The sequence below is a fragment of the Acinetobacter sp. KS-LM10 genome, from assembly GCF_036896575.1.
GTDB lineage: Bacteria > Pseudomonadota > Gammaproteobacteria > Pseudomonadales > Moraxellaceae > Acinetobacter > Acinetobacter avistercoris.
Genome location: NZ_CP145906.1, coordinates 2,879,450 through 2,901,948, shown reverse-complemented (window position 1 = coordinate 2,901,948; position 22,499 = coordinate 2,879,450). Strand labels below are relative to the sequence as shown.

Here is a 22,499-nt window from a genome sequence, read left to right as displayed (position 1 = left end):
CTTATCTGGTTTTTTATTCTCTATCATTTTTATTGCTCGATTATTGAGCAAAAACTTTCATCCCACGACATGGTCTAGGTAATACTCATGAATTCTGAAGTTGTCGCTTCATCCGTAAATTTAGATGAACAACAGCCATCATCTACTCGTCCTGTTCAAGTTGATGCTGTGCAGAAAGTGAATTTATTGGGCATGTCACGTCCGCAAATGGAAAAATTCTTCGAAGAGATCGGGGAAAAGAAATTCCGTGCTGGTCAGGTGATGAAATGGATTCATCAGTTCTTTGTGACTGATTTTGCCGAAATGACCAATGTGTCTGGCAAATTACGTGAAAAATTAGCGCAATTGTGTGTGATTTCTGCACCTGAAGTGGTGCACCGTAATTATTCAAAAGATGGTACACGTAAGTGGGTGTTCCGTGTTGGTGATGGCGAAGGCTCTTTGGTTGAAACCGTTCTGATTCCTGCTGAACATAAAACGGGTTCACGTAAGACTTTATGTATTTCCTCACAAGTCGGTTGTGCACTGGATTGTTCATTCTGCTCGACAGGTAAGCAAGGTTTCCAACGTGATTTAAACCAAGCTGAAATCATTGGTCAGTTATGGGTTGCTAACTATTCCTATATGGAAGATGTGCCTGTCGTAGATCGCGAGCGTTCAGTTACCAACGTGGTGATGATGGGCATGGGTGAGCCGTTACTCAACTATGATGCAGTGCTTCATTCAATGCGCATTATGTTGGATGATTTCGCCTATGGTATGTCAAAGCGTCGCGTTACGCTTTCAACATCTGGTGTAGTGCCTAAAATTGATCAAATGATTAAAGATATTGATGTTGCGCTTGCAATTTCACTTCACGCGCCGAATGACGAGTTGCGTAATGAATTGGTTCCGATTAATAAAAAATATCCATTAGAAAAACTCATTGCAGCATGTCAGCGTTATATTGCCAAAGATGGTAATGAAAGTGCACGTAAACATGTGACGATTGAATATGTGATGTTGGATGGGGTGAATGATCATCCTGAACATGCGCAGCAAATGATTAAGCTGCTCAAAAACTTGCCAAGTAAAATTAATTTGATTCCATTTAATCCATTCCCGCACGCGCCTTATGGTCGTTCAAGCCGAAATCGGATTATTTCTTTTCAAAAAACTTTGTCTGATGCTGGTTTTGTGTGTACGATTCGTCAGACACGTGGTGATGATATTGATGCAGCTTGTGGTCAATTGGTGGGTCAAGTTGCAGATCGTACCCGTCGTGCAGAACAGTGGAAAAAGAAAGTTGAAGAAAAAAATGTGATTTTACGATCACAAGGTTAAATGTTTATAAGAGCATTTTAAGGGGGCGGCATTGAGAAAACCTATGTATAAAAAAATGGTTGCTATGACCGCACTGTGTTTATCTGCATGGGTTGTACAAGGGTGTCAGAGCACAGGCTCAGGCACTATTGTTAAAAAAGATCCAGAAAAATCTGTCAAAGTCCGGACCCAAATGGCTGCTGAGTATATTCGCACTGGTGATTTGGACTCTGCAAAACGGGTTTTGGATCAAGCGCTTAAAGTCGACGATCGCGATTCGACAAGTAATATGATGATGGGTGTTTTACTACAACAAGAAGGCAGCCAAATCAATTTAGACAAAGCAGATGCTTATTTTAAGCGTGCAATTTCGATTGAACCTAAAAATGCACAAGCGCGTAATAATTATGGAACATATTTATATCAAGTAAAACGCTACAATGAGGCGATTGAACAGTTTAATATTGCTGGCAGCACGCTGGGTTATGATCAACGTTTTAAAGCGCTCGAAAATCTAGGCCGTATTTACCTGTTACAGGGTGATCGGGTGAATGCTGAAAAATCATTCAAACAAGCACTGCAAGCGAACCGTGATTCAAGCGTTTCAATGATAGAGTTAGCTGAAATTTTTTATCTACAAAAGAATTTCCTTGTAGCACGTCAACTTTATGAACAGTTTGTTCGTATTGTCGGTCAAGAAAATCAAGGTGCAAGAGCACTTTGGGTTGGTTTACGTATTGCGCGTGCCAATGATGATAAAACGGGAATGTATGTCTTGGTGAGTAAGCTGAGAACGCAATTCCCTAACAGTCAAGAATTTCAACGTTATTTGCAATTACAGTACAGTACTGAGGCCGTATGGAAGTAAATCCTAATTCACAGCAACCTAGTGGTTCAAGCCTAGCACCTAATGCTTTAGGAAATATTCAACGTCCAGGTGAGTATTTACGTCAAATTCGTATTTCACAAAATTGTGAATTAAGCGAAGTGGCGAAAAATTTGAATGTGCCCTTACGTATCTTAGAATTACTCGAAGAAGATGAATATACTGGATTGCCAGAAGCAACCTTTATTAAAGGGTATTACCGCTCTTATGCGAAATATCTTAAAGTAGATGCAACTACGATTATTCAGCGTTTTGATGAAATTTATCAAAATGATACAGGCTTATTGCCGAATCATGCATTGAATAACTCTCCAATTAAAATTATGGGGAAACTTTCAGGTTCGAATACTGAGCGTAATCGTAAATGGTTGAAACGCATTCTGATCGGTTTGCTGGTGATTGCATTGGTTTGGTTAGCGATTGAAAGCATTCAAAAGTGGACGGGTAAAGATAGTCAAAAAGAAGCAAATACTGCACAAGCAAATGAAGTGCAGGTATTGACTTTGGATAATGGCAATGCGAGTGTCGTTGTGCCTGCATCTGGTGATCAAATGACATTGGCGTTTACTCGCCCAACGTCTGTTCATATTGTGGATAGTAACGGTAAAGTGTTGGCTACTGGTCGTCAGTCAGCACCGTTAAGTTTAACGGGTGATACACCGTTCCAGATTCGTTTGGATGATGCGCAAGCAGTATCACTGAGCCTAAATAACGAAAGTATTTCATTGTCTCCATATACAGTAAACGGTAAAGCAGAATTCCGTTTATCTCGTTAATGGACCAGAGAGTAGAAGCATAGAATGATCGTAAATCCAATTAAACGCCGCCCAACACGCAAGATTCGTGTTGGCTCGGTGTATGTAGGTGGTGATGCTCCGATCAGTATTCAAAGCATGACCAATACTGAAACTTGTGATGTCGATGCAACTGTTGCGCAAATTCAACGTTGTGCAGATATCGGTGCAGATATTATGCGGGTTTCTGTTCCATCAATGGAGGCCGCTGTTGCATTTGGTGAAATTCGTAAACGTGTAACTGTTCCTTTGGTGGCAGATATTCATTTCGATTATAAGATTGCATTGGCTGTTGCAGATTTGGGTGCAGATTGCTTAAGGATTAATCCTGGTAATATTGGTTCGGAAGCGAAAATTCGTGAAGTTGTTGCTGCTGCACGCCATAATGATATTTCAATGCGAATTGGTGTAAATGCTGGTTCATTGGAAAAAGACATTCAAAAGAAATATGGCGAACCTACGGGCGCCGCATTGCTTGAATCTGCGATGCGACATATTGATATTTTAAACCGTTTAGATTTCAACGAATTTAAAATTTCAGTTAAAGCATCGAATGTATTTTTGACGATGGATGCGTATCGTTTATTGTCGGCTCAAATTGACAATCCATTGCATCTAGGCGTAACTGAAGCGGGTGTTTACCGTACAGGTTCGATTAAGTCGGCGATTGCTTTGGGTGGTTTGTTGATGGATGGCATTGGTGACACCATGCGTATTTCATTGGCTGCTGAGCCTGAAGAAGAAGTGAAGATTGGTTTTGATATTTTAAAATCATTAGGACTTCGTTCTAATGGGATTAACTTTATTGCTTGTCCAAGTTGCTCACGTCAAGAATTTAACGTGATTAAAGTGATGCAGGCTTTGGAAGAGCGTTTAGAAGATATTCGTACACCGATGGATGTATCTGTCATTGGTTGTAAAGTGAATGGACCAGGGGAAGCCAAAGAAGCTGATATTGGTATTGTGGGTGCAGCCCCGCGTTCATTGGTTTATAAAAATGGTGAGAAAAGCCATTTAATCGATACTAACCAGCTGGTTGACGAAATCGAAACGATGGTTCGTCAACGAGTTATCGAGCTCGAAGAAGCTAAATCTAAAGAGATTATTCGTACAAGTTTTGAGTAAGTTATAAGTCATGAGTTCAATTGTCGCAATTAAAGGTTTTAATGACATTCTCCCAACGCAAACATCTGCGTGGAGACGTCTAGAACAACATTTAGCATCGTTAATGGATGCTTATGGATATCAACAAATCCGTTTGCCGATTGTTGAACAAACGCATCTATTTAAGCGTTCAATTGGTGATGCGACCGATATTGTTGAAAAAGAGATGTACACGTTCTTAGACAAAGGTAATCCACCTGAGTCTTTGACCCTGCGTCCTGAAGGAACTGCAGGTTGTGTACGTGCGATGCTTGAGCATAACTTACTTCGTGGTTCTACACCGCGGGTTTGGTATGTCGGTCCAATGTTCCGTTATGAAAAACCACAGAAAGGTCGTTATCGCCAGTTCCATCAATTTGGTGTAGAAACATTTGGTGTTAGTACGCCAGATATGGACGCTGAGTTGATTTTAATGACAGCGCGTTTATGGAAACGTATGGGTGTCGCTGATAAAGTTCAATTAGAGTTGAATACATTAGGCGAGTCAGATGAACGTGCCGCATATCGTGCCGCATTGGTTGAGTTTTTAGCAGCGCATCAAGCAGATCTAGATGAAGACTCACAGCGTCGTTTGACGACTAATCCACTGCGTATTCTGGACTCGAAGGATGCTCGTACTCAGCGAATTCTTGAGAATGCACCGAAACTTCATGACTTTATGGGTGAAGAAACTTTAGCGCATTTCAATCAGTTGAAACAGTATTTGACCGATGCGGGTATCCGTTTTGTTATCAACCAAAAATTGGTACGTGGTTTAGATTATTACAATAAAACTGTATTTGAATGGATTACAACACATTTAGGATCACAAGGCACAGTGTGTGCTGGCGGTCGTTATGATGGACTTGTGGGGCAGTTAAAAGCAAAGCCTGAACAGTCAGTTCCTGCGGTCGGTTTTGCAATGGGTATGGAACGTTTACTTTTACTTCTTGAACAAGTGGGTGACAATACTCCAGTTCGTGAATGTGATGTATTCCTACTTGCAGATGCTGCGACTCAAAGTCAGGCATTGGTTGCTGCCGAACAAATCCGTGATCAACTCGATACTGCAAATAGCGCTATTCGTTTGAAAACGGGTTCACAAGGTTCGATGAAGTCACAAATGAAAAAAGCTGATCAGTCAGGTGCTTTGTTTGCATTGATTTTAGGTGAGCGTGAACTTGAAGCGGGTCATTTCTTGGTTAAAGAATTGGCGACTGCGGAACAAACTGAAGTCGCGATTGCGGATATTGTTCCGTTTATCATTGATAAAATTTCTTCAAAATAATCCAAATATAAGGAAAGGGCAGTTACATGAGTGCAATGAGTGGTGAAGAGCAACTTGATAGTGCAAAGTCATTGTTTAAGAAATATGGCTCTGCCATGGTCACAATTGTACTTATTGTATTGATCGCTTTTTTTGCCTGGGAATATTGGAAAAAGAAAACTTTGGCTGAAAATCAAATTAACACAGCGAAAGTTCAGTTGTTTATGGATGAGGTTAGAGCAGCAGAGGCAGATCCAAAACTTGCTGCTGCTCTAACTGCATCTGCAGAAAAGATCGTGAAAGAAGATCCAGATTCAGTACATGCCTTGCAAACGCAGTTGGTTATGGCAAAATTTGCGTATGATCAAAAAGATTATGCAAGAGCTGAGCGTGAACTGAAAAAAGTTGAAAATAGTCAACTCGATGATGAAGGCTTAAAGCAAATTGTAAAAATTCGTTTAGCTGATTCACAACTGGCGCAGAAAAAATTTGATGAAGCATTTAAAACCTTATCAACTGCGACATTGCCTGCATTTAAAACCACAATAGAAGAAGCACGTGGCGATATTTATGTAGCAAAAAATGATATTGAAAATGCGAAAAAAGCATATCAGAACGCGTGGAATCATTTGATTGAATCTAAACAAGAACGTCAAATTTTACAAATTAAACTCGAAAGTGTTGGCGTATTAGTGGATGATCCTGAAATTGAGCGCCCAATCGTTGAAGTTCAAATGGATGAGCCTCAATTAAATCGTCCCGTAGCGGCCCAAAAAATGGATGAGTCTTAATGCAAAGAAAGTATAAAATACCGTTTGCCTTAGCAATTTTGTCATTAGCTATTGCTGGCTGTTCAAGTAATAAAATTAAAGTAGAAAAAGTTAAGCCTAATCCGCTACCGAAACTTGAGCAATCTACAAGCTTGGTTCAAGTGTTTTCTCAAAAAGTTTCTGCGACTGATGCTGCTGATCCATTACGTTTGACGATGGCAAAAGATGGTGGCGTTTTATTTATTCTGGACCCTAAAAAGGGCACTGTAAGTGCTTATCGGGGTAAAGATCGCCTTTGGCAAAATGAAATCAGTAAAATTGGTTTAAGCTCAGGTGTGACTGCCGCTGATGGTATTGTGGTTGTTGGTAATAAAAAAGGCCAAATTTTTGCACTTGACCAAGCTTCAGGTGAGCAAAAATGGACAGCTCAACTTTCAGGTTCATTAATCAGCTCTGCATTGATTCAATCTGGACGTGTCGTTGTCGTTGCCAATGACAATACAACGTTTGGTCTTGCAGACGAGTCTGGTCAGCAAGTTTGGACGTATAAATTACCCGGTGAGCAATTTAGCTTACGTGGTCAAGCGTCACCGGTTACTCTAGATCCGAATACAGTGCTCGTTGCGTCTTCAAATGCATATTTATACGCTATAGACAGTTTGTCTGGAACACTTCGTATGCAACGCCGTGTGGCTGTGAGCGATGGTCGTTCTGATATTCAACGTTTGATTGATATCGATGCTGAACCGACAGTTGCAGGTCAGTTTGTTGTGACGACGAGTTACCAAGGTCAAGTGACTGTGACAGATCTTGCTTCACAACGTGTGGTGTGGAGTGAAGATACAAGTAGTATTACACGTCCAGAAGTTTCAGGCCGTCAAGTTTTTGTCAGCCAAACTGATGGTCAGTTGGTGTCTTATGATCTGATTACTGGCCAGAAAATATGGACAAATGATCAATTATTGAACCGAAATTTAAGTAATCCTGTCATGCTTGGCCAAGAGTTGCTGGTCGGAGATCTTGATGGTGTTTTGCACATGATTGATCCGACGTCTGGAAACATTATTGGTCGTTCTAAAACGAGTGGTGAAGTACGTTCACTACGTGTTTTAGATAATCAACTTTATGTTGCGACACGAACTGGCGCATTAAGCATTTGGCAGAATCGTTAATTTTTCTTCTGCTTATGTTAGACTAGTTATCAAATTTTATGATTTAGCCTCGGGGTCTTTGATTTTTTCGGACCCCGAGCTTTTTATTCAGGTATTTTACCTATATTTCTTCCACAGTTTCTGATGTTCTGGCCACTTGAGTTGGCTGATCTTGAATAAAGGTTAATCTATGAAACCCGTAATTGCGCTCATTGGTCGTCCGAACGTCGGAAAATCAACGCTATTTAACCAAATTACAAAAAGTCGTGATGCGCTAGTTGCTGACTTTGCCGGTCTGACGCGCGACCGTAAATATGGTGATGCTGTATTTCAAAACAAGTCTTTCATCGTTGTTGATACTGGGGGTATTGGCGAAAATGAAGGCGGTATCGATTCATATATGGCAGAGCAATCAAAAACTGCCATTAATGAAGCAGATATTATTATATTTGTAGTGGATGCTCGTGCTGGACTATTGGCATCAGATGAGCATATTGCACGTGAACTTCGTACACTGGGTAAAAAAGTGTATTTGGTTGCCAACAAAGTAGACGGTGTACACGCTGAAGCTGCTTTGGTTGAGTTTTTCAAACTTGGTATGGGTGAACCCATGCAAGTTGCTGCGAGTCATGGTCGTGGCGTGTCTCAAATGCTTGAAGATGTGTTGATCGACATTCCAGAAGATGGCGATGCTGATGAGCATGACAAAGCAACAGGATTGCGTTTAGCGATCATTGGTCGTCCGAACGTGGGTAAATCAACACTTGTAAATCGCTTATTGGGTGAAGACCGTGTTGTTGCATTTGATGAACCAGGGACGACACGTGATTCAATTTATATTCCGTTTGAACGTGATGGTCGTAAATACACGTTAATTGACACCGCTGGTGTACGTCGTAAAGGTAAGGTCGATGAAATGATTGAGAAGTTCTCAATCGTTAAAACTTTACAAGCGATTAAAGATGCACACGTCATTGTCGTTGTTCTAGATGCGCGTGAAGGCGTGGTTGAGCAAGATCTACATTTGATTGGTTATGCGCTTGAAGCGGGTCGTGCCATGGTTATTGCCATTAATAAATGGGATAACATGAGCGATTATGATCGTAAGCAATGTAAATTAGATATCGATCGACGTTTTGACTTCATTCCATGGGCAAAAGTACATTTGATTTCTGCTTTGCATGGTACGGGTGTGGGTGAGATGTATCCATCGATTCACCGTGCATTTGATTCTTCGCATTTAAAAGTATCTCCAGCGAAAATCACACAGATTTTGAATGATGCAACTGAAGCACATCAACCACCAATGATCAGTGGTCGTCGTATTAAAATGCGTTATGCGCATATGGGTGGACAAAATCCACCGACGATTGTGGTACATGGTAATAAAGTTGATAAAACGCCTGCGGACTATCGTCGTTACTTAGAAAATGTATTCCGTAAAGTGTATAAGCTTGAAGGAACACCTGTTCGTATCGAATTTAAAACCTCTGAAAATCCATTTGAAGGTCGTAAGACGGTTATGGATGAGCGTATTGCAGCGCGTAAGCGTCGTTATGTACAGAAATTTAAAAAAGCAGAAAAGAAATTTAAACGCTAAGTTTATCTGGCTTGAATGTGCAAAATTAAAAACCCAAAGTGATCTTTGGGTTTTTTTATTTTAATATATGGAAAGACGCTCAAATCAATGGATCTATATGAAGCATCAGATAAGGATTGATCTCGCTGCTATCGCTCATTTTTACCAAGATGATCAGAAATTAGAGCGCAAGTTACAGATTTTAGCTCGTAAAAATGCAATATATAACTATCGTAATCAATTACTCAGTCAACAGCTGAATGAAACTATCACTAATGATGATTTTGCCAAAACGGAATATGGGAAGCCTTTTTTAAAAACTGAAATTTCGATAATAGACAGTTTAAAAACAGGAAGTTTAAAAACTGATAGCTTTGAAATAGATAATTTAAATACATATCACTTAAAAGATTCTAATAATTTATTTTTAAACCACAGTCATAGTCAGCATTTTTATGTTTTGGCGACATCAAATAGTATTTCAGACTTGGGGGTGGATATTGAAGAGCTAAAACGTAAAGTACGCTTTGACGCCTTAGCGAAACATGCTTTTCATCCAACAGAATATGAAATTTGGATAGATTTGGAGTGCGATCCAAACTACTGGTTTAGAGTCTGGACCACCAAAGAGGCGATATTGAAAGCTAGTGGTTTAGGGATTCGAATGTCGATGAATGAAATCAATACCAATTTACATCCCATGCATCGTTCAGGATGTTTTGAACATGATTCATTGGGGTGTTTTTTATATTATAATTATTGTATTCAAGGGTGTATTCTTACTGTCGCATGGCGAGTAGATCAATTTTCACCAGATCAGGCCAAGACGCAGATTGAAATGATCGAACATTAAAAAAGCAATGATGGTTGTAGCAATCACTGTATTGTTGCTGATTAGATTGAGATGAATTTAAAATTTAAAAAATAATAAAAGTTCATACAAAAAAAGGCCCATCTTATGATGGGCCTTTTTTAATGAAAGGTTCAAACGTTATCGGGGAAGATCGTTGGAAACGACCTCTTCTTCTTCAAACTCTGGTTTTACTTGCACAATAAAGTCTTGACGGTTTAGACCACGCCAAAGTGCATAAGCAGTACCAATATAAATTGAAGAATAAGTACCCACAAAGATACCGATGAACATCGCGATGGAGAACCATTTTAGACCATCACCACCGACAAACATCATCGCGAGTACCACAAGCATGAGGGTCATAGAGGTGTGAATAGTACGACGTAAGGTTTCGGTTAAAGCAATGTTAATGACTTCAACAGGCGTAGCGCCACGAATCTTACGGAAGTTTTCACGGATACGATCCGAGACCACGATATTATCATTGAGCGAGAAGCCAATAATAGAAAGCAGGGCAGCCAATACTGTTAAGTCAAAAGGCCATTGCATTAATGCAAAAATACCCAAAGTCACCACAATATCGTGGAATAAAGACAGTACAGCACCAATAGCCAATTTGAACTCAAAGCGAATGGTGACGTAAATCAACATAATCAAAAGTGCTAATGCAACAGCACCCGCAGACTTAAGATAGAGTTCATTACCAACTTGGCCACCCACAGCATCAACTTTTGAGACTTCAGCTGCGTTATTGGGTAGTTGAGCGGCCTTAGTAATCGCATTGCTTAGATCTTCAACAGCAACATCTTGTTCAGGCATACGCACCAAGAGGTCTTTCGTGCTACCGAGCGTTTGTACAACAGCATCTTTGAAGCCAGCTTGATCAAGTGTTTTCACTACATCAGAGGCATTTACCGGTTGTTGATAATTCAGTTCTGCTGAAATACCACCAGTAAAATCTAAACCAAGATTTAAACCTTTGTTTGCGATAAAGAACACACTGACAATGGTTAAAATAATAGAGAAGATCGCCGCTGGTTTAGCGATCTTCATAAAGTTTATGACACGTTCGTTGTCTTCACGGCCGTATTTTTTTTCATCTGGTTGAGTCATATCAGTCATCTTCGATCTCCTTATATGCTCAACTTTTTCAAGTTGCGACGTTTGCCATAGATGATCTGTACAATACCGCGCGTTACCGTAATGGCAGTGAACATAGAGCACACAACACCAATCATTAAGGTTACAGCGAAGCCTTTTACAGGACCAGAACCAATTGCGAACAGAATAAATGCAACCAAGAATGTGGTTAAATTCGAGTCAAAAATAGTGTTGTAAGCTCGGTCATAACCCGCCACGATGGCTTGTTTGGGCGAGGCACCCCATTTCATTTCTTCTCGTATTCGCTCACAAATCAGAACGTTGGCATCGACTGCCATACCAATACTGATGACGATTCCGGCAATACCTGGAAGCGTAAGTGATGAACCAATCCAAGACATGACCGTTAGAATCATGGCAAGGTTAATCACCAATGCAGCGTTTGCAATCAAACCAAAGAGGCGATAGAACACCACCATCCAAATCGCGACCAATAAGAAGCCAAGTTGAGTCGACAAAACACCTTTATCAATGTTTTCTTGACCTAAGCTTGGTCCAATGACACGTTCTTCAACGAAGTACATCGGCGCAGCCAGTGCACCTGCGCGAAGCATCAATGCCAGTTCAGCCGCTTCTTGTGGTGAATCTAGACCTGTAATACGGAATTGTGAACCCAGTACAGCTTGAATGGTCGCAGCATTAATCACGACAGACTCAGTGAACGGAGTACGTACTTCAGTTTGTGTACCAGTCGCAGGATCAGTAACGTAGCTAATTTTTTGTTTATTTTCGATAAACAAAACAGCCATACGTTTGCCGACTGCGCCACGCGTTGCATCTGACATCAGCTTGCCGCCAGCTGTGTCTAAAGTAATATTTACTTCAGCACCACCGCTGTCTTGGCTAAAGCCTGAAGAGGCATTTTGAACACGTTCACCCGTTAAAATACGGTTGCGATTCAAAAGTAACTCACGACCACTGTCTAAAGATTCAAAAGCGAAGACTTCAGTACCCGGTGGAACCGCTTGACCATTACCCATGTATTGATCATTTAAATCAGAAACTAAGCGGAATTCCAAGTTTGCAGTACGACCCAATACACGTTTCGCTTCAGCTGTATCCTGTACACCAGGTAACTCTACAACAATACGATTGCTACCCTGAGTTTGTACTAATGCTTCTGCAACCCCTAACTCATTAATACGATTACGTAATGTCGTTAAGTTTTGATTGAGTGCATAAGATTGGATTTCTTGCTTGGTCGTATCGTTATAAGTCAGACGAAGTGTTGCGCCTGATTCTGATGCAAGCGCTTGTTGCGTGTATTTATTGCCTTCACGACGCAATTGATCCATTGCTGCAGAACGGTCTTGCGCGTTGGCAAATTGCACTGTGATCGTATCGTTGTTCAAAGACAAGCTATTGAACTTGATTTTATTATCTCGAAAATCTCGACGTAGATCAGAAGCGGATGTCTCCATGCGCTGTGCAATGGCTTTGTCCATATCTACTTCAAGTAGAAAGTGAACACCACCACGTAAATCTAGACCGAGTTTCATTGGCTTAGCGCCAATTTTTTGTAACCAATCTGGTGTGGTTGGCGCCAAGTTTAAAGCAACAACATAATCATCACCTAGACCTTGTCTAAGCGAGTCTTTTGCTTTGAGTTGCTCTTCAGATGAACTTAAACGAAGCAATGCTGCATTTTTAGTGAAACTATTATCGTGAGACTTAATATCATCTGCTTTTAATATTTGCTCTGCTTTTTGAATCACTGTCTCATCAATGAGAGTCCCTGCTTTGGCGCCAGATATTTGAACAGCAGGTTCATCAGGATACAAACTTGGCAGGGCATATAAAGTACTAATCACCAATACAACGAGGATCAGTAAATATTTCCATGCTGAATAACGCATTCGATTTCTTCTTAAAATGAAAAAGTCGTACTTTCGCACGACTAATTTTGATTAAAGATTATTTAAAGTACCTTCAGGAAGCACTGAAATAACACTTGCACGTTGAATTTTCACCTCGTTGCCACGGTTCAATTCAACTACCGCAAAATCACCTTCTAATTTAATAATACGACCCATTAAACCGCCAGCGAATACAATTTCACTACCTACACCTAAGCTTTCAACAAGGGTACGGTGCTCTTTTGAGCGTTTAGCTTGAGGGCGCCAAATTAGAAAGTAAAAAATTGCAACGAATACAGCAATCATTAAAATGTTTGCAATCATGCTCGGTTGTTGTGCAGCTTCACCAGCAGCATGTGCTGTAGAAATAAAAAGGCTCATTTCAATTTCCTAAATTAAAAAAAATATATCAAAGACATGACAGTAAATTGACTTGTTCTGCAATTTACCCTGTCTTTTTCTTCAGCGCAAATGCTGTTGAATTAATCTTGTGGGCAAGGCGGGACTTCTAAGCCACGACGTGCATAAAAATCTGCAACAAATGCATCAAATGTACCATTGTCTAGAGCATCACGCATGGTCTCTGTAAGACGTAGGTAATAACGTAAGTTATGGATCGTACCCAGCATAGATGCAAGCATTTCACCGCATTTTTCTAAATGGAATAAATACGAACGGGTGAAGTTGGTGCATGTGTAGCAATCACAATGTGGATCAAGAGGTCCTTGATCATGACGATATTGGGCATTACGAATTCGCACCAAACCATCTGTCACAAAATAATGACCATTACGTGCATTACGCGTTGGCATGACGCAGTCAAACATATCCACACCACGACGAACAGCTTCTACGATATCTTCTGGTTTGCCGACACCCATTAGGTAGCGTGGTTTATCTGCTGGCATTTGCTCAGGCAAATAATCCAGTACCTTAATCATTTCTTCTTTCGGTTCACCGACTGAAAGTCCGCCAATCGCATAACCATCAAAACCAACGTCAAGTAGACCTTTCAATGATTCTTCACGAAGATCTTCGTACATTCCACCTTGAATAATACCAAACAACGCATTACGGTTTTTCAGTACTTCATGATGTTGTGTTTTACAACGTTTTGCCCAACGCAATGACAGTTGTAACGATTTTTGCGCCTCCTCATGTGTTGCAGGATAAGGCGTACATTCATCAAAAATCATGACGATATCAGAATTCAAAGTATGCTGAATATCCATGGAAATTTCAGGAGATAAAAACACTTTTGAACCATCGATTGGAGAACGGAAAGTCACACCATCTTCTTTGATTTTACGCATTGCGCCTAGGCTGAACACTTGGAAGCCGCCTGAATCGGTCAGAATGGGCTTATTCCATTTCATAAAACCGTGTAAGCCGCCATGTTCTCTAATGACATCTAAACCTGGACGTAAATACAAGTGAAAAGTGTTGCCTAAAATGACTTGAGACTTAATCTCTTCGATATCACGCGGGAGCATACCTTTGACTGTACCATAGGTACCAACAGGCATGAACATTGGTGTTTCAACCACACCATGCTCAAGGGTTAAGCGACCACGACGGGCACGGCCCGACTGCGCTAATTTTTCAAACTTCATAAAATGTCCAAATCGAGGCGAAAAAACAGTTCGCTGATTGATTGCGGTAAAGTGCTCTATTTTCCTAGATAATGGCATCATATGCTAGAAAAATTACAATAAGCTATGTTTTGAATTTTAAGACAGATCACGCTTAAGCGACTGAGCGAATGCTTAAATAAAGAATTAAATAAAAAATTAAATAGTGAATTAGATAAAGAACTGAATGAGGAATTAAATAAAACCTGAATGAAAGACTGAATATAAGACTGAATATAAGATTGAGTTAAGCAAGAAGTTGCTGAATACGATCTTGAATTTCATACTTGGTCATGACCAATACGCCTGCATCCATCGCTGCGATATCATTAATCAAACGCTGTATAGAAGAACTGGTTTCTAAAAAATAGGGTTCCAAAGTCAGTAAATAGGCTTGCTGTGCGACCTGTAAATCATCATAAGGTTCAATTTCTAAAGCTTGGCCCAAATCAATTAATACTTCTTTATCAATTTGACTTAAATAAGTCGTCGATTTACCTTTCGAGACTAAGCTGGATTTTAAATTGGCAATCGCTTCATAAAGATCGGAAGAGGGGGTATTTAACTGAACTAAAGAGGTCAATGCAATTTGAGAATTACTTGGCAAATGAACCACAAAAGTAATGTTCTCTGCTGCGATCTGATACTTTTTTAAAATCGTCTCTTTTACTTCCAATAAGCCTTGGATATAAAAATTTAATGCATTGTCATTAAATCGGTCATTCAGATTATTTTGTGTAGAGTTAAAACGCGTTTGTTGAAAATACTCACTCATCTTGCGGGTAAATAGCGCTAAGCCTTGCTGAGTTTGAGCACGATACTGCCATTTATCTATATTCCACTTATCATTTTCAGCCAAATATTGATGCTTGTTTTCCACTTCGTTTAATAAACTTTGTTGCGTTGAAACTGTAGAATATTGAGCAACCAATAGCGTATTCAAGACTAAAGCAAATGCATAAATTTGCTGATCATTATACTTAAGATATAAAGCATCAAATTCATGCAATAAAGCGGTTTTTAAATCTGCTAAATACTCAGATTGGCTAAATTTTAAATCAAACATTGATATCTCAATTTTAGTTGTTTTATGTAGGTGCTGAAGGTAATTGTGGATTATCGACTCGCTAAAGTAAATCTGAGTTCATCGCTATTTTGAAAATTTGCAATATCATTAAAATTTTATCTAAGTAATACACCATTCAACGTACAAATAGCCTTTAGAAATAACCTAAAGAGCGGGGGAAATGGTGCAACCAAGCTTAAAATTAGTGTGTATCTATTTTTATATTTTTTTGAAGTGAGTCATTCCAAACATGCTATTCAACTCATGTTTGGTCGACGAATATCATTTGCCGAACAATACGCTGCAAAGTCTACGGATTTAAATTTTTTAGACGAAGCCGTTATTGTATTGATCGGCGGGATGATGTTCTAGCTTATTTAGCTTGATGGCTGAGCTTTGTCGACTAACATGGCGTCGCCATAACTAAAGAAGCGGTATTGGCTGTCCACGGCATGTTGATAAGCATTCATGATGTTGTCGCGATTAGACAGTGCTGAAACCAGCATCAGTAAAGTAGATTCAGGTAAATGGAAGTTGGTAATTAAACGATCCACGACACAGAACTGATAACCAGGATAAATGAAAATTTGCGTATCACCCGTCCAAGCACCAATTTTACCACCACAGGCTTGAGCTGCACTTTCTAATGCGCGCGTTGCAGTTGTACCAATGGCGATCACTTTATTGCCGCGAGCTTGTGTTTCACGAATCTGTTGAACTGTTGCTTCAGGCACATCACACCATTCGCTATGCATAATATGATTTTCAATATCATCAGTACGTACAGGTAAGAATGTCCCTGCACCCACATGCAAAGTTACAAATGTGCGTTGGATGCCTTTTTCTTGCAACTTTAAGAGTAAGGCATCATCAAAATGTAAACTGGCTGTTGGCGCTGCTACGCTGGCAATTTTGGTGGGATCATTAAATACTGTCTGATAACGAACCGTATCAATTTCTTCAGCTTCACGATTGAAGTAAGGCGGGATAGGAAGTGCGCCGTATTGATCTAAGACTTCTAATATCGGTTGCGAAAACTCAACCACAAATAAATTTTCATGACGGCCTGTTACCGTTACCTTAACTTCATCGACGCCTATAAACAGTTCAGCGCCAGCTTTAGGGGAGTTACTTGATTTAATATGACAGTGTGCAACATGCTGATCGAGCATTCGTTCAACCAGCACTTCAATTGCTCCACCTGTGGCACGTTTGCCTTTGAGTCGTGCTTTCATCACTTTGGTGTCATTCAGCACCAAGAGATCACCTTCATCAAACAGGTCGATAATATCGGTGAAATGTAGATCTTGATATTCACCATTGGCTTTGAGGTGTAGAAGACGAGAAGCACTACGACTTTCTAAAGGATAGCGGGCGATCAATTGGTCAGGGAGTTCAAAATTAAAATCTGAAAGTTGCATCATGAAATAAGGCTTAAACAGCAAAAAAATTTGTGGCTAGTATAATCTTTTTTTTATTTTGGCGTTGAAATTGATGATTTATACAGCAAAAACAAAGCTATTGATTTAAAAGTAAACACTTGTCTAAACATATTATTGACAAGAAAAATAAAATCGCTAATATACGGATCACAACCTTTCCCGAGGTGGTGAAATTGGTAGACGCGGTGGATTCAAAATCCACTATCAGAGATGATGTGTCGGTTCGAGTCCGACCCTCGGGACCAAATTCTAAAAAACCCCAAGCATTTTAAGCCTTGGGGTTTTTTATTGCCTGTGATTTTTAAAAAATTAAATGATATAAAATCTCTTTCTATCCGTAATTTAATGTATTAGTCTAATCACTATCTGAATGATTTTTGTACCTCTTCAGAAAGGGTTGGTAAGTAACTGACTTTTTTGGACTAACTGATTTATTTAGAATAATAGATATACTCCATCATTCGACATTAATTCAGGATTATTGAGTATTAATTTTCCGTATGGATTCAAGCATGAAATTAGAATTAATAGAAGTCGATCAAGCAGATCAGCTTAGTGCTTGCAAACTGTCCTTGCTATTGGGGGTCTTTACGCCCAAAAGTCAGGTTGAGGGATTATTGAAGTTTGCTCGTGGTCTGTTGCTTGCCGAATCTGGAATCTTGGCTTTTCATGATGAGCCTTATATTTGGCACTCATCACCACAAGGTTTTAAAGCATTTCATGCGAAAAAAGACGCAACTTTGCTGAAATACTTTAATGGCAGTAGCTCATTGGGCGCGAAACATGAAAATTATTTAAAATTTTCACAACATATTCGTGCATTGGGTGTGAATCATTCACGAGTGATCGCCTATGATCTCAAGTTGGATGATGGGGTTTCGATTGGTCAACTTATCTTATTTGATAACGAAACAGATGCATTTGTAGAGGAACAATTAGAATTAGTCCATGAATTCGCGATGGGCATTATTCGGATTATAGAAATTCGGCTAGAAAATGAAGAGCTTAAAGAACAATATGAACAGCAATCCGCTTTAAATTTTAGTAAAACAAAATTTTTCCAAATTATTGCGCATGATTTACGTGCGCCATTCCATGGTCTGTTGGGTTTTTCTGAAGTTTTGTCGCAAGAGCGAGATACTTTAGATGAGTCAAGTATTCAGAATATCGCGGATTACTTACATGATACCGCCAACTCTACATATAACTTATTAGAAAGCCTGTTGAATTGGGCGATGGCTGAAGGCGGACGTTTTGTATATCACCCGATTAATTTTGAACTGAAGCAAGTCACGCGTATTGTTTATGATGTGTTGATTACATTGGCAATGAAAAAAAATATACAGCTGGTCGACAATACGCCAAGCCAACTCAAAGTATTTGCTGATATTAATATGATAACCTCGGTGATCCAAAACTTGGTCTCAAACGCTTTGAAATTTACCCATATCGATGGATCTGGACAAGTCTATATCAACGCAGTTGAAAGAGCGCATGGTATAGAGCTGACGATTTGCGATACTGGTTTAGGAATGACTCAAAAACAGATAGATCATTTGTTTCAACCTGATTTAAAAGTGACATTAAAAGGAACATCAGGTGAAAAGGGCGCTGGTTTAGGATTGGTGCTGTGTAAGCGGTTTATTGATTTGAATAATGGCACAATTGATGTGTTCTCCAAAGAAGGTGAGGGAACAACCTTTAAGGTGGTTTTACCTGCTGCTAAAAATAATCATCAAAGTTTAGTTGTTGCTCAACTCGGTGAGGAAGTCACAACGCAAAACTAAAGTTAAATATTGAATTAATTTTTTCCAAATTTGCCTTTGAACTGCTATAAAAGAGATACAAAAAATACAGTCAAAGGTTTTGAATGAATGCTGCACAACTGCAAAAGACTTTAAGAGCAAGTCAATATGCTGAACAAGTTCTGAATTTGCATTCTTCATTATTAGAACAAGATTATAAAACTGATCAATTCCTAGGTTTTCTTTCCTCGGAAGTGATTTATCAATTTGTGCACAATGCGCTTAACGATATTCAGGATGAAAATCAATGGATGCAAAGCTTACGCATTTTGCGTGCACGACTGATGTTTCGATGGATTTGGCAAGATGCCAATCACATCATAGATGTGGTAACGCTTACTCGAGAACTCTCTGATTTTGCCGATGCCTGTATAGAAGCGGCCAAGCATTTTGCACGTATTCCGTTGCTCGCTAAATATGGCGAACCTATTGGTTACTCTGGAAAAGTACAAGATTTAATTGTGGTGGCAATGGGCAAATTAGGTGCTCAGGAATTGAATCTCTCGAGTGATATTGACCTCATTTTTGCTTATGATGAGCAAGGCGAAACCAATGGTCGTAAATGCATTGATGTGAAAGAGTTCTGTATTCTGTGGGGGCAGAAAATCATTTATCTCTTGGAGCACATTACTGCAGATGGTTTTGTGTTTCGAGTGGATATGCGTTTACGTCCATGGGGGGATGGTTCTGCATTAGCGATTAGTCATGTTGCGCTCGAAAAGTATTTAAGCCAACATGGCCGTGAGTGGGAACGTTATGCGTGGATTAAGGCGCGTGTCGTGACCCAAGGGCAAGATGGACAAGATTTATTGGCCATGACCAGACCCTTTGTTTTTCGTAAATATGTCGACTTCTCCGCTTTTGAAGCCATGCGTGAAATGAAGGTCATGATTGAGCGTGAAGTGACACGTCGAAATATTGAAGATGATATTAAACTCGGTGCGGGAGGGATTCGGGAAGTCGAATTTATCGTACAGGTTTTTCAACTGATTTATGGTGGATCAAAACTAGAGCTTCAAGATCGTCAATGCTTGGTCAATTTAAAGCATTTGGGGGAAATGGGGTTTTTGGAGCCAGAAGCTGTACATGACTTAAAAGATGCATATTTATTTTTACGACGTGTTGAGCACGCCATTCAAGCCTTGCATGATCAACAAACACAAAGCCTACCGACTGAACCTGATTTGCAGGCACGCATTTATGAAACATTAAATTTTAGCAGTTGGGCTGAATTTAAAAAATTCCTTAATGAGAAACGTGCCAAAGTAATTTTCCAGTTTGAACATTTAATTAAGGATAAAACCCAAGACTCGCCTGAATTGAGTTTTTCGGATTTAGATGAACAACTGAATGAAATTCTAGATGAACATGCAAAAAATTTAATTCATGAGTTTTGGTTCGGACATGCCATTAAAAAACTGCCTGCTAAAGCAATGCAGCGTCTAAAAACATTTTGGCCGCATTTAATTGCAGCGATATTGCAATCCGATAATCCGCAAGTGGCTTTGATTCGACTCATGCCATTGGTTGAGTCTGTGATGCGCCGTACCGTTTATTTGGTCATGTTGATTGAAAGTAAAGGTGCGCTACAACGTTTAGTAAAAATGGCGACAGTAAGCCCATGGATTTGTGAAGAACTGACTCATTATCCGGTATTGCTTGATGAGTTTTTATCGATGGATTTTGAGTTGCCTAAACGCCAAGATTTAGAAGACTCATTACGTCAGCAGTTGCTTCGGATTGAAATCGATCAAATTGAAGATCAGATGCGAGTACTCCGATTATTTAAAAAATCTAATGTCCTGACCGTTGCCGCAAGTGACGTACTGGCTGAAAGCCCTTTGATGCGTGTATCTGATGCTTTGACAGATATTGCTGAAATTTCTGTACAAGCAAGCTTAAATTTAGCCTATCAAATGACAGCAAAAAAACATGGCTATCCTATCGATGCTGATGGTGTACGTTGCAGTTTAGAACACACCGCTTTTGCTGTAATTGGTTATGGCAAGCTCGGTGGAATTGAAATGGGCTATGGATCCGATTTAGATTTGGTGTTTATCCACTATATGGATGAACAAACAGATACCGATGGGATCAAGCCGATTAGCGGTTTTGAGTTTGCTATGCGTGTTGCGCAAAAACTGATGTCATTGATGACGACTCAAACGCTTGATGGGCGCGTTTATGAAGTGGATACGCGTTTAAGACCCTCTGGAGAGGCTGGATTATTGGTGACCAGTCTAAAAGCTTTCGAACAATATCAGCTTAAGAATGCATGGGTCTGGGAACACCAAGCCATTGTTCGTGCGAGAACGATAGCTGGAGAACAGAGTTTAAGGACTAAACTTGAAGAATTGCGTTGCCGCATATTAACCTCGCCCCGTGAAGAAGAAAAAGTTCGCACTGAAGTTTTAAACATGCGTAAAAAAATGAAAGATCATCTTGGTTCGTCAAAAGAGCAAAAAAAAGATGGAATATTTCATTTAAAACAGGATGCGGGTGGTATCGTTGATATCGAATTTATGGCACAGTATGTCGTGTTAGCCTGGAGTGGGACGAATCCTGATCTCGCCCATTATTCCGACAATGTACGAATCTTAGAAGATGCTGCAAAGGCACGTTGCTTATCCAGTGATGATGCATCAGCCTTGATTCATGCCTACCTGAGTGAACGAGCCGAGAGCCACCGTTTAGCGCTTGCAAATCAAAACATGCAAGTGAGCGCTGCAAAGTGGCACGATACCAGAGAGGTCGTTTGTAAATTATGGCAAAGATTAATTGATCCAACTGCGGTGTTCGCATTGGGTAGTGAATAATTCAGTATACATTTGGAGTTTAAGTCATGAATTTGGCTGATCGTGATGGTTTTATTTGGCAAGATGGACAAATGGTTGATTGGCGTGAAGCGAAAACTCACGTCCTAACACATACTTTACACTATAGTATGGGTGTGTTTGAGGGTGTCCGTGCCTATGAAACTCCTAATGGAACGGCTATTTTCCGTTTAAAAGAACATACTAAGCGCTTATTAAATTCAGCAAAAATTTATCAAATGAAAGTTCCATTTGATCATGCAACATTAGAACAAGCGCAAATTGATGTGGTTCGTGAAAATAAATTAGCATCTTGCTATTTACGTCCAATTATTTTTATCGGTTCAGAAAAGTTGGGTATTGCAGCAACAGATAATACCATTCATGCGGTTGTTGCTGCATGGAGCTGGGGTGCTTATTTGGGTGAAGAAGCGATGACGAAAGGTATTCGCGTAAAAACATCTTCATTTACACATCACCATCCTAACGTGACGATGTGTAAAGCAAAAGCATCTGGTAACTACACGCTTTCTATTCTTGCACATCAAGAAGTGGCGCATTCTGGTTATGATGAAGCGATGCTGTTGGATCCACAAGGTTTCGTGTGTCAAGGTTCTGGCGAAAACGTATTCTTGGTACGCGATGGAGTGATTCATACACCAGAAGTTGCGGGTGGAGCACTTGATGGTATTACGCGTCAGACGGTAATCACGATTGCTAAAGACCTTGGATATGATGTGATTGAGCGTCGTATTACTCGCGATGAATTTTATATCGCAGATGAGGCTTTCTTTACAGGTACAGCCGCTGAAGTCACGCCAATTCGTGAGTACGATGATCGTGAAATTGGTGAAGGTACTCGTGGTCCGATTACGACACAGATTCAAAAAGCTTATTTTGATGCTGTTCAGGGTAAAGATCCTAAATATGCGCATTGGTTGACTTACGTTAAGTAAACTTCCATTTATAAAAAAACCTCT

Annotated in this window: 19 protein-coding genes and 1 tRNA gene; 14 read left to right on the top strand and 6 right to left on the bottom strand. The window is 39.9% G+C overall.

From position 1 onward, the window contains the following. Window positions 1-87: 87 nt before the first annotated feature. The 9 genes from rlmN to V5M36_RS13025 all read left to right on the top strand — a co-directional run bounded on the left by rlmN (window position 88) and on the right by V5M36_RS13025 (window position 9,745). Window positions 88-1,323, top strand: coding sequence for a 23S rRNA (adenine(2503)-C(2))-methyltransferase RlmN (gene rlmN / locus V5M36_RS13065; protein ID WP_338559753.1), 1,236 nt, complete (start codon window positions 88-90; stop codon window positions 1,321-1,323). A gap of 43 nt (window positions 1,324-1,366) precedes the next feature. Continuing rightward, window positions 1,367-2,170 (top strand): type IV pilus biogenesis/stability protein PilW, encoded by an 804-nt coding sequence (pilW, locus tag V5M36_RS13060; protein ID WP_338559751.1) that lies wholly within the window; start codon window positions 1,367-1,369, stop codon window positions 2,168-2,170. Continuing rightward, window positions 2,161-2,964 (top strand): helix-turn-helix domain-containing protein, encoded by an 804-nt coding sequence (locus V5M36_RS13055; protein ID WP_338559749.1) that lies wholly within the window; start codon window positions 2,161-2,163, stop codon window positions 2,962-2,964. The genes pilW and V5M36_RS13055 overlap by 10 nt, the downstream gene beginning before the upstream one ends. 24 nt (window positions 2,965-2,988) lie before the next feature. Then, the gene (gene ispG / locus V5M36_RS13050; protein ID WP_338559747.1) at window positions 2,989-4,107 is read left to right on the top strand and encodes a flavodoxin-dependent (E)-4-hydroxy-3-methylbut-2-enyl-diphosphate synthase; all 1,119 of its coding nucleotides are present in this window, start codon (window positions 2,989-2,991) and stop codon (window positions 4,105-4,107) included. Between the two features lie 10 nt (window positions 4,108-4,117). After that, window positions 4,118-5,413, top strand: a complete 1,296-nt coding sequence (gene hisS, locus V5M36_RS13045) for a histidine--tRNA ligase (protein WP_338559745.1) — start codon at window positions 4,118-4,120, stop codon at window positions 5,411-5,413. A gap of 26 nt (window positions 5,414-5,439) precedes the next feature. Then, complete coding sequence (locus V5M36_RS13040) at window positions 5,440-6,183, top strand: YfgM family protein (protein ID WP_338559743.1); 744 nt, start codon at window positions 5,440-5,442, stop codon at window positions 6,181-6,183. Further along, window positions 6,183-7,334, top strand: a complete 1,152-nt coding sequence (gene bamB, locus V5M36_RS13035; protein WP_338559741.1) for an outer membrane protein assembly factor BamB — start codon at window positions 6,183-6,185, stop codon at window positions 7,332-7,334. Before V5M36_RS13040 ends, bamB begins: the two co-directional genes overlap by 1 nt. Before the next feature lie 169 nt (window positions 7,335-7,503). After that, window positions 7,504-8,913: a ribosome biogenesis GTPase Der gene (gene der, locus V5M36_RS13030; RefSeq protein WP_338559739.1), complete on the top strand. Its 1,410-nt coding sequence runs from the start codon at window positions 7,504-7,506 to the stop codon at window positions 8,911-8,913. Window positions 8,914-9,010: 97 nt separating this feature from the next. Beyond that, window positions 9,011-9,745, top strand: a complete 735-nt coding sequence (locus V5M36_RS13025) for a 4'-phosphopantetheinyl transferase family protein (RefSeq protein WP_338559737.1) — start codon at window positions 9,011-9,013, stop codon at window positions 9,743-9,745. A gap of 138 nt (window positions 9,746-9,883) precedes the next feature. On the opposite strand, the gene secF is transcribed toward V5M36_RS13025, so the two are convergent. From secF to V5M36_RS13000, 5 genes are all read right to left on the bottom strand, one after another. After that, window positions 9,884-10,867, bottom strand: a complete 984-nt coding sequence (gene secF, locus V5M36_RS13020) for a protein translocase subunit SecF (protein WP_338559735.1) — start codon at window positions 10,865-10,867, stop codon at window positions 9,884-9,886. A gap of 11 nt (window positions 10,868-10,878) precedes the next feature. Further along, window positions 10,879-12,762, bottom strand: a complete 1,884-nt coding sequence (gene secD / locus V5M36_RS13015; RefSeq protein ID WP_338559732.1) for a protein translocase subunit SecD — start codon at window positions 12,760-12,762, stop codon at window positions 10,879-10,881. A 51-nt stretch (window positions 12,763-12,813) separates the two neighbouring features. Further along, on the bottom strand, window positions 12,814-13,143 hold the full coding sequence (gene yajC / locus V5M36_RS13010; RefSeq protein WP_338559730.1) for a preprotein translocase subunit YajC: 330 nt from the start codon (window positions 13,141-13,143) through the stop codon (window positions 12,814-12,816). 101 nt (window positions 13,144-13,244) lie between these two features. After that, window positions 13,245-14,375 carry a tRNA guanosine(34) transglycosylase Tgt gene (tgt, locus tag V5M36_RS13005; protein WP_338559728.1) on the bottom strand — a complete coding sequence of 377 codons (1,131 nt, stop codon included), beginning with the start codon at window positions 14,373-14,375 and terminating at the stop codon, window positions 13,245-13,247. Between the two features lie 265 nt (window positions 14,376-14,640). After that, the gene (locus tag V5M36_RS13000; RefSeq protein ID WP_338559726.1) at window positions 14,641-15,459 is read right to left on the bottom strand and encodes a DUF4303 domain-containing protein; all 819 of its coding nucleotides are present in this window, start codon (window positions 15,457-15,459) and stop codon (window positions 14,641-14,643) included. A 234-nt stretch (window positions 15,460-15,693) separates the two neighbouring features. On the opposite strand from V5M36_RS13000, the gene V5M36_RS12995 reads away from it, so the two are divergent. Continuing rightward, window positions 15,694-15,831, top strand: coding sequence for a hypothetical protein (locus tag V5M36_RS12995; protein ID WP_338559723.1), 138 nt, complete (start codon window positions 15,694-15,696; stop codon window positions 15,829-15,831). Window positions 15,832-15,836: 5 nt separating this feature from the next. On the opposite strand, the gene queA is transcribed toward V5M36_RS12995, so the two are convergent. Beyond that, window positions 15,837-16,880 carry a tRNA preQ1(34) S-adenosylmethionine ribosyltransferase-isomerase QueA gene (queA, locus tag V5M36_RS12990; RefSeq protein ID WP_338564220.1) on the bottom strand — a complete coding sequence of 348 codons (1,044 nt, stop codon included), beginning with the start codon at window positions 16,878-16,880 and terminating at the stop codon, window positions 15,837-15,839. A 179-nt stretch (window positions 16,881-17,059) separates the two neighbouring features. On the opposite strand from queA, the gene V5M36_RS12985 reads away from it, so the two are divergent. The 4 genes from V5M36_RS12985 to V5M36_RS12970 all read left to right on the top strand — a co-directional run bounded on the left by V5M36_RS12985 (window position 17,060) and on the right by V5M36_RS12970 (window position 22,475). After that, window positions 17,060-17,146, top strand: a tRNA-Leu gene (locus V5M36_RS12985). Between the two features lie 267 nt (window positions 17,147-17,413). Further along, the gene (locus V5M36_RS12980) at window positions 17,414-18,688 is read left to right on the top strand and encodes a sensor histidine kinase (protein ID WP_338559721.1); all 1,275 of its coding nucleotides are present in this window, start codon (window positions 17,414-17,416) and stop codon (window positions 18,686-18,688) included. An 83-nt stretch (window positions 18,689-18,771) separates the two neighbouring features. Next, window positions 18,772-21,522 (top strand): bifunctional [glutamate--ammonia ligase]-adenylyl-L-tyrosine phosphorylase/[glutamate--ammonia-ligase] adenylyltransferase, encoded by a 2,751-nt coding sequence (glnE, locus tag V5M36_RS12975; protein ID WP_338559719.1) that lies wholly within the window; start codon window positions 18,772-18,774, stop codon window positions 21,520-21,522. Window positions 21,523-21,548: 26 nt separating this feature from the next. Then, on the top strand, window positions 21,549-22,475 hold the full coding sequence (locus V5M36_RS12970; protein ID WP_338559717.1) for a branched-chain amino acid transaminase: 927 nt from the start codon (window positions 21,549-21,551) through the stop codon (window positions 22,473-22,475). Window positions 22,476-22,499 lie beyond the last annotated feature (24 nt).